This is a genomic window from Chelativorans salis (genome assembly GCF_025336525.1).
In the GTDB taxonomy this organism is placed as follows: domain Bacteria; phylum Pseudomonadota; class Alphaproteobacteria; order Rhizobiales; family Rhizobiaceae; genus Chelativorans; species Chelativorans salis.
Map to the genome: position 1 here is coordinate 894923 of NZ_JAOCZP010000001.1, position 20859 is coordinate 915781.

Annotated in this window: 22 protein-coding genes and 1 pseudogene; 16 read left to right on the top strand and 7 right to left on the bottom strand. The window is 61.7% G+C overall.

What is annotated here, in order from left to right; translation table 11 throughout:
- Nucleotides 1-6 precede the first annotated feature (6 nt).
- The gene (locus tag N5A92_RS04215) at nt 7-1344 is read left to right on the top strand and encodes an HlyD family type I secretion periplasmic adaptor subunit (protein ID WP_260900607.1); all 1338 of its coding nucleotides are present in this window, start codon (nt 7-9) and stop codon (nt 1342-1344) included.
- 93 nt (nt 1345-1437) lie between these two features.
- Here the strand turns inward: N5A92_RS04215 and N5A92_RS04220 are convergent, their stop codons facing one another.
- Both N5A92_RS04220 and N5A92_RS04225 read right to left on the bottom strand, forming a co-directional pair.
- Nucleotides 1438-1908, bottom strand: a complete 471-nt coding sequence (locus N5A92_RS04220) for a VOC family protein (protein WP_260900608.1) — start codon at nt 1906-1908, stop codon at nt 1438-1440.
- 154 nt (nt 1909-2062) lie between these two features.
- A complete protein-coding gene (locus N5A92_RS04225) occupies nt 2063-2854 on the bottom strand; it encodes a class I SAM-dependent methyltransferase (RefSeq protein ID WP_260900610.1) in 792 nt (263 codons plus the stop codon).
- A gap of 172 nt (nt 2855-3026) precedes the next feature.
- Between N5A92_RS04225 and N5A92_RS04230 the strand changes: the two genes are divergently transcribed.
- The 6 genes and pseudogenes from N5A92_RS04230 to ku (N5A92_RS04255) all read left to right on the top strand — a co-directional run bounded on the left by N5A92_RS04230 (nt 3027) and on the right by ku (N5A92_RS04255) (nt 8403).
- Nucleotides 3027-4106, top strand: a complete 1080-nt coding sequence (locus N5A92_RS04230; protein ID WP_425248540.1) for an ABC transporter substrate-binding protein — start codon at nt 3027-3029, stop codon at nt 4104-4106.
- A complete protein-coding gene (locus N5A92_RS04235; RefSeq protein WP_260900613.1) occupies nt 4096-5172 on the top strand; it encodes a FecCD family ABC transporter permease in 1077 nt (358 codons plus the stop codon). The genes N5A92_RS04230 and N5A92_RS04235 overlap by 11 nt, the downstream gene beginning before the upstream one ends.
- Nucleotides 5166-5915 (top strand): annotated as a pseudogene (locus N5A92_RS04240) (ABC transporter ATP-binding protein); the annotation flags it as partial. The gene N5A92_RS04235 and the pseudogene N5A92_RS04240, both read left to right, overlap by 7 nt.
- Nucleotides 5916-5986: 71 nt before the next feature.
- Entirely contained in the window at nt 5987-7144 is a 1158-nt protein-coding gene (locus N5A92_RS04245; RefSeq protein ID WP_260900614.1) for an ABC transporter substrate-binding protein, read from the top strand.
- A gap of 108 nt (nt 7145-7252) precedes the next feature.
- Nucleotides 7253-7486 (top strand): hypothetical protein, encoded by a 234-nt coding sequence (locus N5A92_RS04250; RefSeq protein ID WP_260900615.1) that lies wholly within the window; start codon nt 7253-7255, stop codon nt 7484-7486.
- A gap of 107 nt (nt 7487-7593) precedes the next feature.
- Entirely contained in the window at nt 7594-8403 is an 810-nt protein-coding gene (ku, locus tag N5A92_RS04255) for a non-homologous end joining protein Ku (RefSeq protein WP_260900616.1), read from the top strand.
- Here ku (N5A92_RS04255) and ligD read toward each other — a convergent pair whose 3' ends face one another.
- From ligD to N5A92_RS04270, 3 genes are all read right to left on the bottom strand, one after another.
- The gene (ligD, locus tag N5A92_RS04260; protein ID WP_260900617.1) at nt 8404-10884 is read right to left on the bottom strand and encodes a DNA ligase D; all 2481 of its coding nucleotides are present in this window, start codon (nt 10882-10884) and stop codon (nt 8404-8406) included.
- Nucleotides 10885-11733 (bottom strand): non-homologous end joining protein Ku, encoded by an 849-nt coding sequence (gene ku / locus N5A92_RS04265; RefSeq protein WP_260900618.1) that lies wholly within the window; start codon nt 11731-11733, stop codon nt 10885-10887.
- A gap of 139 nt (nt 11734-11872) precedes the next feature.
- Nucleotides 11873-12457 (bottom strand): HPF/RaiA family ribosome-associated protein, encoded by a 585-nt coding sequence (locus tag N5A92_RS04270; RefSeq protein ID WP_260900619.1) that lies wholly within the window; start codon nt 12455-12457, stop codon nt 11873-11875.
- 116 nt (nt 12458-12573) lie between these two features.
- On the opposite strand from N5A92_RS04270, the gene N5A92_RS04275 reads away from it, so the two are divergent.
- Genes N5A92_RS04275 through N5A92_RS04285 form a run of 3 tightly spaced genes read left to right on the top strand, consistent with a single transcriptional unit; the run spans nt 12574 to nt 13489 of the window.
- The gene (locus N5A92_RS04275; protein WP_260900620.1) at nt 12574-12963 is read left to right on the top strand and encodes a DUF427 domain-containing protein; all 390 of its coding nucleotides are present in this window, start codon (nt 12574-12576) and stop codon (nt 12961-12963) included.
- Nucleotides 12964-12978: 15 nt separating this feature from the next.
- Nucleotides 12979-13287, top strand: a complete 309-nt coding sequence (locus N5A92_RS04280; RefSeq protein ID WP_260900621.1) for a hypothetical protein — start codon at nt 12979-12981, stop codon at nt 13285-13287.
- Nucleotides 13288-13306: 19 nt separating this feature from the next.
- Nucleotides 13307-13489, top strand: a complete 183-nt coding sequence (locus tag N5A92_RS04285; protein ID WP_260900622.1) for a hypothetical protein — start codon at nt 13307-13309, stop codon at nt 13487-13489.
- A gap of 66 nt (nt 13490-13555) precedes the next feature.
- On the opposite strand, the gene N5A92_RS04290 is transcribed toward N5A92_RS04285, so the two are convergent.
- Nucleotides 13556-14248: a FadR/GntR family transcriptional regulator gene (locus N5A92_RS04290; RefSeq protein WP_260900623.1), complete on the bottom strand. Its 693-nt coding sequence runs from the start codon at nt 14246-14248 to the stop codon at nt 13556-13558.
- A gap of 180 nt (nt 14249-14428) precedes the next feature.
- Here N5A92_RS04290 and N5A92_RS04295 point away from each other — a divergent pair, with 180 nt between their 5' ends.
- Genes N5A92_RS04295 through N5A92_RS04315 form a run of 5 tightly spaced genes read left to right on the top strand, consistent with a single transcriptional unit; the run spans nt 14429 to nt 18524 of the window.
- Nucleotides 14429-15418, top strand: a complete 990-nt coding sequence (locus N5A92_RS04295; protein ID WP_260900624.1) for an ABC transporter substrate-binding protein — start codon at nt 14429-14431, stop codon at nt 15416-15418.
- A gap of 13 nt (nt 15419-15431) precedes the next feature.
- Nucleotides 15432-16259: an ABC transporter permease gene (locus tag N5A92_RS04300; RefSeq protein ID WP_260900625.1), complete on the top strand. Its 828-nt coding sequence runs from the start codon at nt 15432-15434 to the stop codon at nt 16257-16259.
- A gap of 1 nt (nt 16260) precedes the next feature.
- Nucleotides 16261-17064, top strand: a complete 804-nt coding sequence (locus N5A92_RS04305) for an ABC transporter ATP-binding protein (RefSeq protein ID WP_260900626.1) — start codon at nt 16261-16263, stop codon at nt 17062-17064.
- A 6-nt stretch (nt 17065-17070) separates the two neighbouring features.
- Complete coding sequence (locus tag N5A92_RS04310; RefSeq protein ID WP_260900627.1) at nt 17071-17826, top strand: ABC transporter permease; 756 nt, start codon at nt 17071-17073, stop codon at nt 17824-17826.
- Nucleotides 17823-18524 (top strand): fumarylacetoacetate hydrolase family protein, encoded by a 702-nt coding sequence (locus N5A92_RS04315; protein WP_260900628.1) that lies wholly within the window; start codon nt 17823-17825, stop codon nt 18522-18524. Before N5A92_RS04310 ends, N5A92_RS04315 begins: the two co-directional genes overlap by 4 nt.
- Before the next feature lie 50 nt (nt 18525-18574).
- Here the strand turns inward: N5A92_RS04315 and gcvA are convergent, their stop codons facing one another.
- Nucleotides 18575-19588 (bottom strand): transcriptional regulator GcvA, encoded by a 1014-nt coding sequence (gene gcvA, locus N5A92_RS04320; protein ID WP_260900629.1) that lies wholly within the window; start codon nt 19586-19588, stop codon nt 18575-18577.
- A 170-nt stretch (nt 19589-19758) separates the two neighbouring features.
- Here gcvA and speB point away from each other — a divergent pair, with 170 nt between their 5' ends.
- Nucleotides 19759-20820 (top strand): agmatinase, encoded by a 1062-nt coding sequence (speB, locus tag N5A92_RS04325; RefSeq protein WP_260900630.1) that lies wholly within the window; start codon nt 19759-19761, stop codon nt 20818-20820.
- The last annotated feature ends 39 nt before the right edge of the window (nt 20821-20859 follow it).

Consider the following 20859-nt stretch of genomic DNA (forward strand, 5'->3'; position numbering starts at 1 on the left):
CGCGAAATGTCCGACATTGCGAAAGTTCACGACATCGAATGGTACTCCGACGTCCCACGCTCGATCCGGAAGCAGACGACGGTGGGTCTCGTGCTCCTTGCCCTCACATTCGGGGGGTTCGGAGGTTGGGCCGTTACAGCTCCGCTTGCGGCGGCAGTTATCTCGCAGGGAAGTTTCGTTGCCACTGGACAAAACAAGGTTGTCCAACATTTCGAGGGAGGGATTATCAAGGAAATCCTGGTGAACGAAGGTGATCGGGTCGAGGTCGGCCAGCCACTGGTACGCCTCGACGAGACGGCAGCGCTGGCCAGGGAACGCGAGTTGTTCTTGCGGCGCATCAGGCTTGAGGCCATTGCCGCACGGCTCACTTCCCAGTTCGCCGGATCCGATGAGCTGGTGTTTCCAGCTCTCGTGGCAGACAATGAGGGCGATGTCGATATTGCACCGATGCTGGAAGGGCAGCGGCTCAATTTCGAAGCCTGGAAATCCAAACGTGACAGCGAGATAGCTTTACTCGAACGAAATATCGAGGCGTTGCGGTACCGCGCTGAAGGGTATGAGAAGCAGCGCGATGCGACGGCGCTTCAGTTGAAGCTTTTGCGGGAAGAGGCGGAAGGGAAGGATATCCTTTTGAAGCAGGGCCTGATCCGCAAGACGGAGATAAAGGCCATCCAGAGGGCGATCGCTGAGGCGACCGGCCAGATCGGTCGTTTGACGGCGGAGGTTTCCGAGACCTACTCGCAGATCGGCAAACAGGAGCAGGAAATCGTCCAGGCCGAGAATGCTTATCGGCAGGCCGCGCTAGATGAACTGGAAGGTATCCAGGGGGAACTCGATTCCGTTCGGGAGCAATCTCGGGCAGCGGAAAACATCCTACAGCGAGCGACGATAAATGCGCCAGTTGCCGGAACCGTGGTGCGCTTGAACTATCACACCCCAGGCGGTGTGATCGAGAGCGGTAAAGGCATACTGGAAATCCTGCCAGCCGGAGCACCACTCATCATCGAAGCGCAGATACCGAGAACCGAGATCGATAGCGTAAGACGCGGGCAGAAGGCGACTGTGCGACTGACAGCGCTCAACCAGCGCACAACGCCTGTCCTGAATGGCGACGTCTTTTACGTTTCCGCTGACGCACTGCCTGGGCAGAAGGCTGAGCAGGATCAGGAAGTTTACCTCGCGCGCGTCCGCCTACCGCCAAGCGAACTGGCAAAGGTTAGAGGTTTTCGCCCGACTCCAGGAATGCCGGCGGAAATCCTTATTCAAACAGCCGAGCGTACATTCTTCAGCTATATCACCAGGCCGATCGCGGATAGCATGTCGCGTGCGTTCTCCGAGCGCTGACGTCGGACCGGTTGCGCAGCCTTGCATTTACCAGCTTTCCGGAGGACCGCGGGGGCAACCGTTTCGAACGGTGCTGCTTGGCTGTCCGACAGCCTATGTACCGGTCGCACCGCAGGCCATTTCGAGGCGGTCAGCGAGGCCGGTTGAGCGGGAATGGCGCACGCCCGTCCCATGTAAAGACGCTTGTGCGGCTACCTTCAAGAATAGCAATGCAAGTTCAGCTTGTTGCCGTCCAGATCCGCGAAAATAGGCACCGTAGAAGCTCTTGCCGCGCGGCCCTGGTGCGCCCTCATCGGATGCGCCTAGTCGTAATGCCAGCGCGTGCAACCTGTCGACCACGGCAGTATCGTCCACGCTCAAGGCTACTATGGTGCCATTGCCGGCCGTCGCAGCCGCACGGTCGTAGGGCATGCTCAAAACGAACAACGGCCCGTTCTCGAAGCGCCAGGCCACCAGACTGCCGGTGCGATATGCGCGTTCAGCGCCCATTTCGAAAAGTAGCTTGTCATAGAAGGTGGCGGAACGTTCAAGTTCATTCGTACCCAGGGTGACGTAGCCGATCATTTCGATACCTCTTCGTGCTGAGCCGGTTGATGCGCAATTCCATGGTAGCCAGACGACAATGATCGATTTGGCGCATATGGCGCTGCTGCCGTCACACAATTCGTTGTCCTTGCACGATGCAGAGCCGGAATCGAGGCCGTGAAGCGCCATCGGGTCAGGAAAGTGGCTTTCGCGCACAGACGGCATAGCGGCACTGCATCGCCCGCTCGAACGCCTTGAGAAAGGCCATACGCCGCGCCTGCGCGCGGTGGATCGCGCCAAGCCGCGGATCGATCACCGGTGCCTCGAAACCCGCTTCGGTGAGAAGTCGGCTTATATCTTCCGCTCTGACGCCCTGGGAGAAGTAGACGCGGGAAAGGATGCTGCGGTGTCTGGCCTGCAACTCGGAATCGATTTCGGGCCCAGGCTTTGCCTTTCCAGCACGGAGGCTTTCAATCGCCTTGCGGAGGCGGCTCGCCCAGGTCTCCGTGACGAAGTCGCCGTCGACGATCAGCAGGCGCCCACCGGGCTTCAGGAGCGAGAACCATTCGGTGAAGGCCGCCCGCGGATTGACCAGGGTCCAGACCAAATGGCGGGTGACGATGACGTCATAGCTCTCCTTTTCTTCCAGTGTCCGTTCCGCATCGCCTAGCAAAAAGCGGATGCCGCTTTCCTTTTCCATCGCCTTCGCGCGCGCTTTGGCGAGCATCGGCTCCGACCAATCGAGCCCGGTGACGGCGAAGCCCAGATCGTGCATGAGGTGTGAGATGACACCCGTGCCGCAGGCAAGATCAAGCGCCCGCTTCCCCTCCCCCGGTCCCAGATGCTTCAGGATCAGCCTGTGCCAGGCGGCGCGCTCCTCTTCCGAGAAGATCTCGTGCCCCACCGAAAGATCGAATGTCTCGGCGCGCGCCGACCAGTAGTCTCGTATCTCCTCGCGCAACGAATAGTTGGCGTGTTCCGTCATTCCGGCTCCCGCTGTTTCATCACTTTGGAATCGCTATAAAAGATATTTCTTGAGAAAAGAAGTCGTATTTTATAAGCCCACCTGCACAATCAACTTTTTAAGCGAGAGTGCCATGGATTTCCGCAAGGTCGCAGCAGGTACAGCGGCAGCCGTGTTCGTCGTCTTATCGACCATGTTTGATGCGAGCGCCGAGACGGTCACGGTGACCGACGTCACCGGCCGCGAGGTCGAAGTCAACGTGCCCGTCGAAAGGGTGATCCTGGGCGAAGGCCGGCAGATATATCTCGTGGCGGCGCTCGACACGGAGGAACCATTCAAACGGATCGTGGGCTGGCGCGACGACTTCAAGAGCGCCGATCCAGACAATTATGCGCTCTATCTCGAGAAGTTCCTCGAGATGGCAAAGCTGCCAACCTTCGGCGGCTTCAAGGACGGCACCTTCGATGTCGAGCAGGCCGTTTCGCTGAACCCAGACGTCATCTTGATGAACATCGAGTCCAAGCAGGCGACCGAGGACGCGAAATATATCGAGAAGCTCGCCGCTGCCGGCATCCCGCTTGTCTATGTCGATTTCCGCGAGCACCCCTTCATCAACACCGAGCCAAGCATGCGCCTGTTCGGCAAGCTCTTCGGCAAAGAGGAACGCGCCGAGGAGTTCATTGCCTGGCGCCATGCTGAGATCGAGCGCGTGACCGACGTCATCGAGAGGGAGAATCCCGAGCGCCCCAAGGTGTTCATCGAGCGCGCCGGCGGCTACTCGGAAGACTGCTGCATGAGCTTCGGCAAGGACAATTTCGGCAAGTATGTCGAGTTGGCGGGCGGCGAGAATATCGCCAAGGATATCATTCCCGGCACCTTCGGCACGGTCAACCCGGAGCAGATCATCGCCTCCGACCCCGATCAGTTCATCACGACCGGCGGGTGGTGGGAGGCCTATGTGCCGGGCGGCGCCTGGGTCGGCGTCGGCCCCGGCCGCGACGAGGCGGAGGCCCTGCGCAAGCTCAAGGGGCTTACCGAGCGCCCGGCCTTCACCGGCGTCAAGGCGGTAGAGAACGGGCAGGTGCATGCCATCTGGCACCAGTTCTACAACAGCCCCTATCAGTTCGTGGCCATCCAGCAGATGGCGAAGTGGTTGCATCCCGAGCTCTTCGCCGATCTCGATCCGGAAGCGACCTTCAAGGAACTGCACGTGCGGTTCCTGCCCGTCGCCTACGAGCCTGGCCACTGGGTTTCGCTTTCCGATGGCGAGTGATCGGGCAGCCGTCGCTGCACATGATACCGGCGGAGGGCGCGGGCACTACCGCGCCCTCGTCTGGCGACGGCAGCTAATTCTCGCAGGGTTGGGGGCTGCCCTACTCGTCAGCCTCTGTGTCGACCTGGCGCTCGGCCCCGCCCGCTATGGTCTCGGCGAGGTGGTCCAGGGGCTGTTCGCTCCCGATACCGTTTCGCAGCAGGTGCGCGTGGTTCTGTGGGATATCCGCATGCCCGTGGCGCTGATGGCCGTCGTGGTCGGCGCGGCCTTGAGCGTGGCGGGCGCGCAGATGCAGACCATCCTCAACAACCCCCTCGCAAGCCCCTTCACGCTCGGCATTTCCGCCGCTGCCAGCTTCGGCGCCGCCCTCGCGCTCGCCTTCGGCGTGGTGCTCATCCCCGCAGCTATCGAATATGTGGTGCCGGTCAACGCCTTCGTGATGGCGATGCTCGCCGCCCTTCTCATTCACATGCTCAGCGTCAAGCGCGGTGTGACGGTGGAGACCATCGTGCTGCTGGGCATCGCGCTGGTCTTCACCTTCAATGCACTCCTGTCGCTCGTCCAGTTCCTCTCCTCTGCCGAAGCGCTCGCGGCCGTCGTCTTCTGGACCATGGGCAGCCTGACCAAGGCCACCTGGCCGAAGCTCGGCCTCACCACGCTCGTGCTTCTGGCCGTCCTGCCGATTTTCGCCCGACGCGCCTGGGCGCTGACGGCACTGCGGCTGGGCGAGGACAAGGCCGCAAGCTTCGGCATCAAGGTCGCGCGCCTCAGGCTCGAGACGCTGATGATGGTCAGCCTGCTCGCTGCCATTCCCGTCGCCTTTGTCGGCACGATCGGTTTCATCGGGCTGGTTGGTCCCCACATCGCCCGCATGATCATCGGTGAGGACCAGCGCTTCTTCCTGCCTGCTTCCGCGCTTTCGGGTGCGTTAATCCTCTCGGCCAGCTCCGTGGTCAGCAAGCTGCTCATTCCCGGCACGATCTTCCCGATCGGCATCGTCACATCACTGATCGGAATCCCGTTCTTCATTTCCCTCATCCTGTCCAGTGCGAGGCGCTCATGGTGACGATCAGGCTCGAAACGCTCGGCGCGCACTACGGCAGAAAGCTTCTGCTCGAAGACGTGACGACGCCGGCGTTCAAGAGCGGCGACATGGTGGCCGTGATCGGCCCGAACGCCGCCGGCAAATCTACGCTCTTTAAGCGCGTCGCAGGCCTCTTAAAGGGGCCGGGCGAGGTGCAGGTGGAGGGCGCGCGCCGGGGGCGGAACAGCATCTGCTACATGCCGCAGGACACTTCGGCCAATGCTGTGCTCACGGTTTACGAATCCGTGCTGCTCGCCCGCAAGCAGGGTGCGGGTTGGTCCGTCGGCGACGATGATCTCGCCCGCATCGACGAGATCATGAAAGCGCTCGGTATCGCTGACACCGCTTTCAGGAATATCGGCGAGCTTTCCGGCGGTCAGCGGCAGCTCGCGAGCCTTGCGCAGACGCTGGTGCGCGAGCCGGAAATCCTGCTGATGGACGAGCCGACCTCCGCGCTCGACCTTTCCCGGCAGGTGGAGGTGCTTGGCCTCATGCAGGACCTTGCCCGCGCGCGCGGCATGATCGTTCTCATCGCCTTGCATGACCTCAACCACGCCCTGCGCTTCTGCGACCAAGCGATGGTCGTCGCCGGCGGGCAGCTCGTCGCCTGCGGCCCCTCCTCCGAAATCATCACGCCGGCGCTTCTCAGCGAGGTCTACCACGTCGAGGCGCGCATCGAGCCCTGCTCGCGCGGGATTGGGCATGTCATCGTAGACGGAGTGGCGGCCCAGCGCCGGACATTCGCCTCGCCGGCCACCGAAACCAGTATCCGCAATGTAGATCGGGAGAACAGGAAATGTGGAGCAATGGCCGCACAGGCATCGTGAAGACAGCCGCAGCGGTTCTGGTCGCAGCGGCAAACCTCGCCCTCTATACCGCCGAAGCCCTGGCCGAGACCGTCACCGTGACCGATGTGGCCGGTCGAGAGGTTGAGGTTGAGGTGCCCGTCGAGCGCGTCATCCTCGGCGAGGGGCGGCAGCTCTACATCGTGGCAGCGCTCGATCGGGAAGACCCAACCAGGCGCATCGCCGGCTGGCGCAACGACCTCATCCAGGCCGACCCGAAGACCTACGAAGCCTATCTTACCAAGTTCCCCAAGCTGGCCGAAATCCCCAGTTTCGCCGGCTACGAGGAAAGCCTGATCGACATCGAGACCACGATCGCACAGAAGCCCGATGTCGTCTTCCTGAACCTCGAAACCATGCAGGCGACGGCGGACGCGCAATATATCGAGAAGCTGGGCGCGCTCGGAACCCCGGTCGTCTATATCGATTTCCGCCACCAGCCGATGGAAAACACCGAGCCGACCATCCGGCTCTTCGGCAAGCTCTTCGGGCAGGAAGAGCGCGCGGAGGCGCTGATCGCCTTCCGCGATAGGCAGATCAGGCGCGTCACGGACGTGATCGCCGCCGAGAACCCGGAACGCCCCGCCGTCTTCATCGACCGGGCCGGCGGCTACTATGAGGATTGCTGCCATACCTTCGGAAACGAGAATTTCGGCCGTTTCGTCGAGCTTGCCGGCGGTAGCAATATCGCAAAGACCCTCGTCCCCGGCACCTTCGGTCAGCTCAATGCCGAGCAGGTCATCGCCGCCGATCCCGCCCACATCCTCGTCACCACCGCCGACTGGGAAGCTTATGTCCAAGACGGCAGCTGGGTGCCGGTAGGCCCGGGCGCGAATCCGGAAGAGGTGGAGCGCAAGCTCGCATTCTACCCCACCCGCCCCGCCTATACGGGCATCAAAGCCCAGAAGACGAAGGCGTTTCACGCTATGTGGCACCAGTTCTACAACAGCCCCTACCAGTTCGTGGCGGTCCAGCAGCTCGCCAAATGGTTTCACCCGGAGCTGTTTGCCAACCTCGACCCGGACGAGACCTTCCGGCAGTTGCACGACGAGTTCCTGCCGATCGGCTACCAGCCCGGCTATTGGGGATCACTGGCGGAGATCGAATAGGGTCGCCGCCGAGCGGCAAGACACCGGCTTGGCGCCTCCAATGGACGCCCGGAACTGATGCGATCGGATGCCGTTGTCCATGAAAGGCACGCGCATCGGGAGAGACTCATGAACGCGCAAACGTTCCGCCAATGGCTGACGGAGAGAGGCTGCACGTTCGAAGAAACCGAGCGCAAGCGCGGTGAAGGCTTCGTTTCCGTTGTCGTAAGGCGCAAAGGGCGCCGCAGCGAGATGCCGTACGCATCATCCAGGATGGATCTTCAGGAAGAGGATGTGCGACGGATTATGCGTGAACTCGATCTGCCCTTTGACGAATTGCCCGGCCCTCAGAGCAGAATGTAGCGGACCTTTCGAGGGGGCAGCTACCACTCTGTCGGGCAGGCGCAACACCCAAGAGGAACCCCAGTACCAGATTGCGCGTTTCTTTTATTCTGTCCGGAGTATGAGAAATGGCGCCACGCCCCTACTGGAAAGGTTATCTCAAGCTCTCCCTCGTCACTTGTCCCGTCTCGCTGACGCCGGCTACCTCCGAGCGTGAGAAGGTGCGCTTTCACACGATCAACAGCGAAACGGGGCAGAGGGTTCGCAGCCGATATGTCGATGCGGAAACCGGCAAGCCAGTGGCCGAAGAAGACGAAGTTAAGGGCTATGAGACCGAAGAGGGCCGTCACGTCATCATTGAGGATGAAGAATTCCAGGCGGTTGGATTGGAAAGCACCCGCACAATCGACATCAACCAGTTCGTTCCCGCCGACTCCATCGAGTGGTTTTGGTACGACAAGCCCTATTATCTGATGCCCGACGACGAGGTGGCCCAGGAAGCGTTCGCGGTCATCCGCGAAGCGATGGCAGCGACTGGCACGGTCGGCATTTCACGGCTTGTGCTGTCACGCCGGGAGCGGGCTGTGATGCTGGAGCCGCGCGGCAAGGGCATTGTTCTGTGGACTTTGCGCTATGGCGACGAGGTGCGTGATCCGAAAGAGATTTTCGGCGACGTGGAAGAGAAGAAGGCTGAGCCAAGGCTTGTCTCGCTCGTCGAAACTCTCATAGACGACCTGACGAAGCCATGGGATCCCTCCATGGCCACCGACCCGGTGCAGGAGCGCCTGAAGGAGATCATCGCAAGCAAGCAGAAGAAGAAGGCCAAGAAGCCGGCCAAAGCCAAAAAGGGAGAAGAGCCGGAGCCTCCGAGCAATGTCGTCAACATCATGGACGCACTGAAGAAATCAATCTCGCAGGAAAAGAAGAAGAGTGGCTGATCAGGCTGCTTTCTTCAGCCGGCCGTCAAGCGGGACAGCGGCTTTTCGGAAATCCTCCCACGGATCCGCCCGGAGCGCGGCCAACCGCGTCCGGGCATTCTCCACCGTGAAATAGTCCGGTCCGATCGCCGCGCTAAGCTCGTCCCAATCAAGCGGCATCGAGACGGCAGCCCGTTGCCTTGCCCGTGTCGAATAAGGGGCGATGGCCGTGGCACCCCGACCGTTGCGGAGATAGTCTACGAGGATCTTGCCCTTCCGTTTGGATTTGGTGACGGTTGCGACGAAGCGCTCAGGGCTGTCTGATGCCATTGCCTCGGCGACACTCTTTGCGAAAGTCTTTACCGCATCCCACTCCGCCCGTGGCACGAGTGGTGCCACCACATGCAGGCCCTTACCCCCGGAGGTTTTGACGAAGCTTTCAAGGCCAGCATCCGCCAGCCGCTGCCGCACCTCGAGCGCCGCGTCAATCACCTCGCTCCACTCCACACCTGGACCCGGATCGAGGTCCATGTTGATGAGATCGGGTCTTTCGAGGTCGTTGAGTTGCGATCCCCACGGGTGGATCTCCAGGGTGCCCCCCTGGACGAGCCCGAGCAGACCGGGCAGACCGTCAATCGCAATGACCGGTTCGTCGTCCTTCGGGTCGTATCCCTGCAGGATCTCCTTGGACTGGCCGCGCCAGACATGCTTCTGGAAAAAGCATTGGCCTCCGACGCCGTCAGGACAACGCACCAGGGCCAACGGCCGGTTGGCGATGAACGGCCCGATCCGCGGCCAGACTTCTGAATAGTAGTCGGCAAGCCCCTGCTTGGTCACGCCGGCATCTTGCCAGTAGAGCCGATCGGGATGGGTGAGGCGTACCGGAGGGGGAGTCTTCTCGACAGGCGCCTTTGCCTTCGATTCCCGGATGACATCTTCCGGCTTCTTGTCCTCGCGCAGACCTCGAAACGAGGCGTGCCTTATGACGCCGTCAGCGGTCCACGTCCCGAATTCGACCTCCGCCACCAGTTCCGGGCGCACGAACTTGGCCTCACGTGCTTCCTCGGCAGAAAGCTTATGCGCGAACGGACTCTTCTGCTGCTTCAGACGGTCCAGCCGCTTGAAGAGGTCCTCGGCGACTTTCCGGCTAAACCCGGTGCCGACGCGACCGGCATACGCAAGCTTTCCGTCGTCGAAATAGCCGAGCGCGAGTGAGCCGATAGCCCTTTGAGATGTGGTCGAAGGCACGAAACCGCCGATGACGAACTCCTGGCGCTCGGAGCACTTGGATTTGATCCAGCCCTTTCCCCTTCCCGAATGGTACGGCGCATCACTATCCTTCGACACGATACCTTCCAGGCTGAGGCGACATGCATGGCGCAGTATCATCTCGCCGTTCTCTTCGAAATGATCGCTGTAGCTCAGAACCGGCGCTGCGCCTTGCATCAAGACACCCAGGGCTGCCTTTCGCTCTATCAAGGGAGCGGGCCGAAGATCGTGGCCGTCGAGGTAGAGCAGGTCGAACAGGTAGAAGACGAGCCGATCCGTTCTGCCGGCTGCGAGATCGGCTTGGAGCGCGGAGAAATCGGAAGCGCCGCCAGCACCCTCGACGATGACTTCGCCGTCTAGGATCGCACCCCTGGTCGGCAGAGCCGAGAGCGCTGCAATGATATCCTTGCCGAAGCGGTCAGTCCAATCGAGCCCGCTGCGCGTAAACAGCTTCGCCTTGCCGCCATGAATGTGCGCCTGCAGGCGGTAGCCGTCGAATTTGATCTCGTGCAGCCACTTTTTCGCCGTGGGCGGCGCGCTCTTCAGCGTGGCGAGTGCCGGCTCGATGAAACCAGGATAGCCTGATTTCTTCGCCCGCTTCGGCAGTTCACGCTTCTGCTTTTTCGGCCTCTCGATCTTGCCTGTCTTAGATGACCAGCCCGGCGCCTCGCCTTCGAGTTCCTCGACCACCCTGCCGGTCTTCACGGATTCGGGCCTTTCATCGAGAATGTCCGGATCACCTTCGCTGCGTGCAAAGTCGTCGTTGCCCTTGATCAGCAGCCAGTTTTCCTTCTTCTCTCTGGGTTTGTGGGCCATCCGCACCAAGTGCCAGCGGCCACCAAGCTTCTCACCCTCGATCTCGAAATCGAGGTGCCCCTTGGCGTAGCTCTTCCTTGCGTCGCCGATTGGTGCCCAGCGTCCTCGGTCCCACACGATGACCGAGCCCCCGCCATACTCCCCCTTCGGAATGGTGCCTTCAAAGTCGGCGTATTCGAGCGGGTGGTCCTCGACGTGGACGGCGAGACGCTTCTCGCCCGGTACCAGGCTCGGCCCCTTGGTTATCGCCCAACTCTTCAGCACGCCGTCCATCTCCAGGCGCAGATCGTAGTGAAGACGGCGCGCGGCGTGCTTCTGGATGAGATAGCCGTCGCCAGCCGCCGCTTTCGCGCCCCTACCGCGTGGCTCCGGCGTGGCCTTGAAATCTCGCTTTTTGCGGTAGCTGCTCAGAGCCATTTAACCAGCCTTGCGGCGCTGGGCCGGCTCGGCTTTCTTTCGCCTGGCGGTACTGGGCTTCTTCTGCTCCGTCTTGGCCGCCTTGGCGCTCTCACGCAGCGCATCCATGAGGTTGACGACCTTTGTCTCTTTCGGCCGCTTCGGCGCCTTGATCTCGCGGCCCTCCATCTTTGCCTTGACCAGCTCGGCGAGAGCTTGGTCATAGCGGTCGTCGAACGTGCGCGGATCGAAGTCACCGGCTTTGGTTTCGATGATGTGTTTCGCAAGGTCGAGCATCTCGCCCTCGATCTTCATGTCGGGCAGATCTTCGAACACCTCCTCTGCTGATCGGATTTCGTAATCGAAGTTAAGGGTGTTGGCCACCAGTCCCGGCCCCTGGGAACGCAGAAGGACGGTGCGGACGCGCCGGAACAAGACAGCGCGAGCGAGCGCTGCAACTTTCTTGCGCCGCATGCCCTCTCTTATGACCGCAAAGGATTCGCCCAGAATGCCGTCCGGTGGCGCCAGAAAGTAGGGCCTGTCGAAGTAGACCGTGTCGACATCCGGACATGGAATGAAAGCCTCGATCCGCAGCGTTTTGTCGCTCTCCGGAACCGCTTCGGCAATCTCATCCGGCTGAAGGATCACATACTGGTCATCGTCGGTCTCATAGCCCTTGACCTGCCGGTCGCGCTCGACCGGTTCTTCCGTCTCCTCGTCGAAGTACTGACGGTGGACGCGATGGCCCGTCTTCCGGTTCAGCACATGAAAGGAGATGCGCTTTGAAGTTGTTGCACCGGCATAGAGCGAAACCGGAAAAGCCAACTCCGCTAGCTTCACATACCCTTTCCATGTTGCCCTGGGCGCCATGGCGTCAACTCCACTCAATACACGCAAAGTCAACGCTGGTCGGCTAGAGATGTTCCGCCGACATCGCTCCAATGCCAGGCCGGTTTAGGGCGGGATCCAATGAGAGGCCGGCGCCTGGTCTACTCGCTGAACAGAGCAATCACTTCTGTCTCGCCGAGACCACGCGTACCTTGGTGGCCAGTGGACCGGTGTCGCCCACTTCCTCTACATAATGGACCTCGTCGCCCACCCGGAGCTCGTCAAAGTTGCCCTGCAGCACGGCATTGCGGTGGAAGTAGAGGCTGCCGCCCTCCTTCGTCAGCAGGAAGCCGTGGTCCTCGTTAGGGTAGAGCTGCGCCACTTGGCCGAGGAACTGGTTCTGGGCGTCGTGTGGCGGACTTTTCTCGCGATCCTCACGCGCCTCCTTCAGCCGAGCGAGCCGGCGCTCGGCGAGTTCGAAGGCATCGTTGATCGCGTTGCCGAGTTCTGGCGTCTGGAACTTCTGCTGGAGGCGATCCGGCTCGTAGGCGACAACGAGCGGGGCCGTGCCGGGCAGGCTTATTTCGATGCGCACCACCGGTGGTACCGTGCCCTCAACGTTGCGTGCTCGCTGGTCCACCGTCACACGGCAGCCGATGATGCGGTCATAGAAGGACTGTAGCTTGTCGACGCGGGCGCGTATCTCCGCCTCAGCCCAGTCGGATTTCTCGGCTCTGTGGAAGGCGATCTGCAGGGGGATTTCCATTCTGTCCTCATGCGTCCTCGCCGCCTCCAACGCGCGCCGGCGGGACTTGTTCCCACGACGGCACTGGAGGGAACACGCTGTGGCGGGGTGCGTTAGAATAGAAGACGCAAGGGAGAATGGCCGTGAACGACAAGCCCAAAGCGACAGTGGAGCCGTTCGGTGGAACGGTAACGGTGAGCTTCTCAGACGCCATCGTCGCTTCCACGAGGGAGGCGCTTCTGCTGCGGGAGGTAGGGCACGAACCTGTATTCTACATCCCCTTCCGCGATATCTACTTCGACTTTCTTTTTGAATCGCCCACGGAATATCGCTGTCCGATCAAGGGCAAGGCGCGCTACTGGAATGTCGAGGCGGTAGGCGAGGCGGAGGAGGATGTCATGTGGTCCTACGATCTGCCGAAACCCGAGGTGAGTGCCATCCGCCAGCACGGCGCATTCGACCCCGAGAAGGTCCGCATCGATGTGGTGCCGCAGGAGGACCTGCTGCATACCCCACACGCACCGTGAGCCGAGGACCACCGCATGAAAGCACGCAAGGCGAACCGTCGCTCCGGGGATCCGCCGACCGTGGAGCGCTTGCGCGCAGACATCGACAGCGGCAGAACGCGGGAAAAGGTGCGCTATCCCGATCCAGCCGCCGCCGCCCTTGGCGCCGATGACGAAGCGGCGGGCAAACCGCCGACGGCCGACGAGCGGCGCAAAGCTTTCGAGGACAAGGAGCGCCGACCACCGCCGCCGCGGCGGGAGCCGGGCGTTCTTTTCCTCTACGTGCTACTGGTGGGCGGCGTGGCGCTCGTCATCCTCGGTGCGCTCCTGCTCCTGACGACGTGATGATGACGTGGAGAGCGCGATGTCCACACCCCCGCGCCCAATGCCTGAACGCGACCCTCCCCCACCGCCGATGCCGCCTCCTGCTCCCGAGCCCCAGCCGGTGCGCGAGCCCGATCCGGATGGCCAGCCGGATGAAACACCGCTGCCCAACCCCGACGAGATCGACGAGCCGCCGCAGACATGCACCGCTGCCGGGCATTGAGGAGATCATCGATCAGGTTGCTCACTGCGCCTTCGACCGCTGCGGATCGCCCAAGCAATGCTGAGGCTATTCGGCTGCTTCATGAAGCGGGATAAGGCGGCGGCCGACCTGTTGCAGATGCAGGCGCATGGCCGCGGCGGCGCCGGCAAGGTCGCGCTCGGCTATGGCATCGACGATCCGCTCATGGTCTGTGAAGCTGTGATGGTCTGCCGGCGGGCGGGTGCCGTCGGAGCGCAGGCGGCCCCACACCACCGTGCGACGCACCGCGTTGAGCACGTCGAAAAGGCCGAGTAAGACGTTGTTCCGGCTCGCTTGCGCGATCTGCCGGTGAAGCAAGTTGTCGATATTCTCGTATTGCCGCCAGGTCTCCGCGACTCGCGTCTGCGCCATCGACTGGCGCATGGCGACGATATCGTCGAGGGTGGCGTGCAACGCTGCCTCGCGTGAGATCTCAGGCTCGATGATCAGCCGAGCCCGCATCACGTCGGCAGGGCTGGTGCGGCCGGCGATCTCGGAAATGCCGATCGTCTCCTCGATCGGGCCGCTGCCGACGAAGGTTCCCTTGCCGACATGGCGCCAGATGCGGCCGTCCCTTTCGAGTATCGCCAGCGCCTTGCGCAGGTCGCCACGCGACACGCCCAGGCTCTCGCAGAGCTCCCGCTCGGGCGGGAGGCGCGTCTCGCCGGAAAGATCCATCTGCGCGAGATAAGCTTGAAGCTGCACCAATGCGGCGTGACCGCCGTTTGCCAGATTCTCCATTGGTTTAACCAATTCGCCGTTGATTCCTGGCTGTTGCTGTTAAAGCGATTGCAGCCGCCCGTCAATCGACCAATACGTCCGTTGGACCACCTCGGTTGGCCTCCAATTCGCTTGACCAATCTGGCTTCTTTCTTTAACCATTATGATTATTGGTTACAAGACCAAGGGAGGAGACGACAAATGTCCACGAGACGCGCAATGTTTGCTGCCGTCCTGGCTGCGGCGATCGGGAGCGCCTTGCCACTAGGCGCCGCGGAGGCCGGCGACATGAGGATTGCCTTCGGTGATCTGCCCGGCATCGAGTCGATCCAGACGCTCGCCGCCATCGAGCGCACCAAGGAGCGCGGAGTGAATGTCGAGCTGATCATCCTCAACGATGAAGACCTTGCGGCGCAGGCGATTGTCGGTGGTCAAGCAGATGTGGGCATCGGCGCACCCTATACGCTGATCCAAAAGGTGGGCGTGCCGATCCGCATCTTCGCACAAATCTCGACATTGCGGTTCTTTCCCGTCGTCAACAGCGAGTTCTACAAGGGCTGGGAGGATCTCGACGGACAGGAGATCGCCGTTCATGCTCGCGGCTCGGGCACCGAAGCCGTCATGCTCCTGATGGCCAAGAACCACGGCATCACCTATGGCAATATCAGCTACGTTCCCGGCTCGGAAGTGCGGCGTGGCGCGCTTCTCCAGGGCACGGTGAAGGCCTCGATCGTCGACGCAGCCAACCGGCGTGCGCTCGAAGCCGAGGCGCCCGGGAAATTTGTCGTTCTGCCAGTGGAGGATCTCGGGGCCACTGACGAGGCCGTATTCGCTACCGTCGATTACCTGGAGAACAACGCGGCCGATGTGGACATTCTGGTCGAGGAACTGCTCAAGACCGGGCGTGAGATTACGGAGAATCCGGCCGTCGCAGTGGAATTCCGCAACACCTATAAGCTGCTGCCGGATCTGGGCGCAGAGGCGGATACGGAGATCGAGGAATACTACAGAGAGACCGCCGAGGCCGGCGCGCTGGCAGTCAATGGCGGGGGTGCCGAGGCGGCCGCCGACGATTTCGAGTTCTTCGCGCTCGCCGGACAGATCGAGGGCGATCCGGCATCGCTGGAGGTCGAGGACTTCTGGGACCTCCGGCCGCTCGATCGCGCCCTTGCAAAGCTCGGCACGAACTAGGTTGCCCGAGCCGATGGCGACAAATATCAGAGCGGAGAGCGAGGCAACCCACCTTGCTCTCCCTGTCAGCAGCGACACGGCGGGAAGGCTGAGGGATCGGCCGATCATCCTCCGCCTCGTATCGATCGCTCTCTTCGCGGGGATCTGGGAGATTGCCGGACGGATTCCCGTCAGCTTCGCCTTCCCCACCTTTTCCGATACGATCGCCGCGTTCTTTGGGCTGATCGCGGATGGAAGTATGCCGACAGCCTATCTTTCGACGCTGCAGCCACTGGTGCTGGGGATCCTGTTGTCGGCCTTTCTCGGCGTCGGCATCGGGATCGTCTGCGGCCTGTCGCGCACCGGAGAATGGCTCTTGATCCCCGTCTTCATCGTGCTTCAGGCTGCCCCTGTTGCCGCTTTCATTCCGCTTGTCACCTTCGTCTACGGCATCGGCATGACCGCGAAGACCATCGCGGTGATGATCCTGGCCCTGCCGGTGATCGTGCTTAACACGTACAAGGCGGTGCGAAACGTCAACGAGTCGCTTCTCGTAATGTGCCGTTCCTTCCTCGGCACGCGCTGGCAGACCATCACCAGAATCGTTCTTCCCGACGCAAGCCCCGTTATCTTCGCTGGTCTTCGCCTCGGCGTCGCTGCCGGCTTTGTCGGCGTCGTGCTGGCCGAGCTTCTGATTACGCCGACGGGGATCGGTGATCTCATCACTTTCCACCGGTCACGTGCGGACTATGCTGAGATGTACGCAACCATAGCCTCCATCATCGCCCTCTCGACCCTCACGCTCGTCTTCCTGCAGTGGATCGAAGTGCGCGTCTTCCGGCCAGAGAAAAGGGGAACCTGAGATGGCCGTCACAGCAGTGCGAGAAAAACCATCCGCGATCCACACCTCGTTGGAGGCGATCGTCGAGGTGAAGGGAATCTGCAAGTCCTACGGAAATGTCGAGGCGCTGCGCGACATCAACCTCGACTTTCCGCGCGGCAAGCTGACAAGTCTTCTGGGGCCGAGCGGCTGCGGCAAGACCACGCTCCTGAAGATCATCGCGGGCCTGATAGGCGCCAGCGCAGGCTCCGTCACGGTCGACGGAAAACGTGTCAGTGGCCCGGGGCCGGAGCGCGCCTTCGTGTTCCAGGATTTTGCCCTGATGCCCTGGGCGACGGTGTTGCGCAACGTGGCCTTCGGCCTGGAGCTGCGCGGAACGGGCAAGGCCGAGCGCGACGAGATCGCACGTCGCTACATCGCTCAGGTCGGACTTTCAGGCTTCGAGGACAAATATCCGCACGAACTTTCCGGCGGCATGCGCCAGCGCGTGGGGCTTGCCCGGGCGTTGTCCGTGGATGCCGAGGTCCTGCTTCTCGACGAACCTTTTTCTGCCGTCGATGAACAGAACCGGCGGAAATTCCAGGAGGACCTGATCCGATTGCGGAGTGCGCAGAATAAAACCTTCATCTTCGTCACGCACTCCATTGAGGAGGCTGTCTATATCTCCGACCGCATCGTGCTCCTGTCGCCGCGGCCCGGCCGGGTGTCCCAGGTTATCGAGCCGGACATCGACCGTTCGGGCGACCCGGACCGCATCCACCGCGACAAGCATTATCTCGATACCGTCGAGGAGATATGGCAAGGGCTGAAGCAATATGTGGAGTGATCGCTCGTGACACTGTTCGGCTACCGCATTCCGATGATGGCGTCGCTTCTCGTCTGGTGCGTTGCGTGGGAGATCGTCGGCCGGTTAGACCTCGTCTTCCTGCTCCCGCCCTTCAGTGATGTCCTCGCTGCCGCCTTCCAGCTCGTGCAATCCCCCTCTTGGCAGGATGCCACGGTGACGACGCTACGCGCCTTCACCATCGGCATTGCCCTAGCGATCGCACTCGGTATTCCGCTGGGAATTCTCATGGGGCGGATAAAGATCGCCGATGATCTTCTGGGCATGTGGGTCAACATCTTCGCCAGCGCGCCGCTCTCGGCGCTCGTTCCGGTGCTGATGATCCTGTTCGGGTTCGGGGAGAGAACGATCATTGCGGCGGTGTTTCTTTTCGCCGTCTGGATCATCGTTCTGGACACCCGCGCCGGCGTGCGCCACGTCTCGCCCTCGCTCATCGAGATGGCGCGGTCTTATGGGGCGACGAAGCCCGCGCTTTACGCCAAAATCATCCTTTGGGCCGCCCTCCCCGAAATCCTCGCCGGCATCCGGCTCGGTCTCATCCGCGGCGTCAAGGGCGTCGTCATCGGCCAATTGCTCGTCGCCATCGTCGGCTATGGCGCCCTCTTCGAGACCTTCTCGCGCAACTTCCGCATGGCGGAATTCTGGGCCCTTACCATCATCCTTTTCGCCTTTGCGATGCTGATTGCGGAGCTTATCGAGCGGATCGAAGGCAAAGTCGAATATTACGCAGGAGCAAGACAATGAATATTCAGGGTGCGGCAACCTTCGTCATCGAGCCCACGGCCATCCCGGCTATTCCCGTGGCGGGTTCCGAGAAGCTCTTCCCGGTGCACCGCGTCTATTGCGTCGGACGCAACTATGCCGCGCACGCAGTGGAAATGGGTCACGACCCCGACAAGGAGCCGCCCTTCTTCTTTCAGAAGAACCCCGACAACCTCGATACGAGCGGAGCCTTTCCTTATCCTCCGGCATCGAACGACGTTCATTACGAAATCGAAATGATGGTGGCCCTGAAGAACGGCGGCAGGGATATTCCCGTCGAAAGGGCGCTGGACTGCGTTTACGGCTATGGCGTCGCACTCGACATGACGCGGCGTGATCTGCAGGGAAAAGCGAAAGACATGGGCCGCCCGTGGGAGGTCGGAAAGGCCTTCGAGTCCTCGGCTCCGTGCACCGCTCTGGTGCCGGCTGCCACGGCCGGCCACCCCAGCGAGGGGGCTATCTGGCTCGACCTCAACGGTGATCGCAGGCAAACGGGCGACCTTAACCAGATGATCTGGAAGGTGCCTGAGATGATCAGCTATCTGTCCGGCCTATTCACACTCGCTCCGGGCGACATCATCCTTTCCGGAACGCCCGCGGGTGTTGGCGCGGTCGAGCGCGGCGACGTACTGAAGGGCCATATTGAAGGTATCGGTGATCTTGAGGTGCGGGTCGTCTGAGGGCGGCGTCGGCCCATCGCACGAATTGGGGATTGGCAGGGCGCGATTGCCTATTTCCTTACCGATTTGAGCTTTGCGGGACGCTGCGGCGCCGGCTGCGGGATGCGCGCCGATCCGGCTGGCTTGCCCGCCACGGGACGAATAGTGCGCCGGGCGGAAGCCTGCGGCTCCGCCCGGGCGTTGTCCTCCTGCAGCGCGTCGAACAGCCAATCGATGAACACGTTGACAATGGGCGCAGCCCTGAGATCTTTCCGACAGGCGACATAGAAGGCATCGACCGCCGGCACTGCCAGGTTGAAAGGGGCGACGAGCTGTCCCTTCGCCAGCAGATTCGCCGCCGTCATCGTGTCCCCAAGCGCGACCCCGTGACCGTGCACTGCCGCCTCGATCCCCAGGCGGGCGTCGGACAGGAAAAGCTGCTGACTGGGCTTGAGGTCCAGCGCATCGGCGGCGGCGAGCCAGGTATGCCACTCCCGCCCGTCATCGGCGTGCAGCATGACATGATTGCTCATGTCGCGGATGGTGCGGATCGGGCGGTTGTTGATCAGCGTCGGGCTGACGACGGGGAAGAGGTCGAGCGAGGTCCACAGTTTCACCCAGCAATCGGTCCAGCTTCCGTTGCCATAGACGATGGCGACATCGACGTCGGGTGAAAAGATGTTGGCTGGATCGTTCGAAGCATCGAGCGTCAGTCGGATATCCGGATATCGAGCTATGAAGCTGCCGATGCGCGGTATGAGCCAGAACGACAGCAGTGCCGGGACGCAAGTGAGCGATAGCGTGCCGGCAGTGGTCGGCCGCGTCATACGCGCCGTCGCGGCCGCTATTTCCTCGAAGGCAGAGGAAACCGCCGGTAGCAGTTCCGCCCCGTGCGCCGTCAGCTTCAGGCGCTGCCCCGCCCGCTCGAACAATTTGACGTCAAGCGAGACTTCCAGCGCCCGGATCTGATGGCTCACTGCACCGTGTGTCACGTGCAACTCGCCTGCCGCCTTCGTCAGCGAGCCGTGCCGCGCCGCCGCCTCGAAAGCGCGCAGGGGATTGAGCGGAGGCAGGCGTCTGGTCATCGATTCGTACTGTTGTTAGTTTTTCTCACATAAAAGCCTATAACATTATCAATTGCATTTTCAATTCTGCTGTATCAGCATTCAATGATCTTGAAGGATTCCTGACCGAACGCGTGAGCCCTGCCCTGGGCGGCGCTCACCTGCCGGTCAAGGCAGCAAGGAGCGGGCTGATGGCCTGGCATCACGAGAAGCTCGAAGCGCTCAGGAAGAAATATGGCGAAGGCCATGGCGGAGAACTGTTCGATCCACGCTTCCGCCGCGTCGCCGATAAGATCTTCTCTGAGACAGGCACCCGCCTCGCACCCTATGCCGGCGTCCCCACTTTCCTGACGGCGCCTTACCGTCAGGTCGACACCACCAATCCCGATTTCGGCGATCTTCAGGTTGCTCTCCTCGGTATTCCCATGGATCTCGGCGTGACCAATCGGCCGGGCTCCCGCTTCGGACCTCGCGCAATGCGCACGATCGAGCGCATCGGGCCCTACAACCACGTGCTCGACTGTGCTCCCGTTTTCGACCTGCGCGTGGCGGATATCGGCGACGTGCCTTTCGCCAGCCGCTACCGGCTGGAGCAATGCCATGACGATATCGAGCGCTACGTGAGCAGGATGATCGATGCGGGCGTCGTGCCGCTCTCGGTCGGCGGGGATCATTCGATCACCCACCCGATCTTGAAGGCGGTCGGCGGCAAGCGACCGGTCGGGATGATCCATATTGATGCGCACTGCGACACCGGCGGCGCCTTCGACCAGACCAAGTTCCATCACGGAGGGCCGTTCCGCAATGCCGTGCTCGACGGCGTGCTCGATCCGACCCGCACGATCCAGATCGGCATCCGCGGTGCGGCCGAATATCTGTGGGAGTTCTCCTATGAATCGGGCATGACGGTAATTCATGCCGAGGAGATCTCGTCGATGGGGATTCCGGCGATTATCGAGAAGACAAAGGAGATAGTCGGCGATGGCCCAACCTATCTCTCCTTCGATATCGACAGCCTCGATCCGGCCTTCGCGCCGGGTACCGGTACACCGGAAGTGGGTGGGCTTACCACGCGCGAGGTGCTGGAACTCATGCGCGGCCTTAAGGGCGTAAATTTGGTCGGCGGCGACGTCGTCGAGGTCGCGCCGCAATACGATTCAACAGCCAATACCGCCCACGCCGGCGCGCAAGTTCTGTTCGAGATTCTCAGCCTGATGGTGTTCAGCCCCGCCATAGCCGGCAAGTCAGGCTGAGGCTGATAGGTGCTATAATAAAAGTCAGGGAACCAGGCC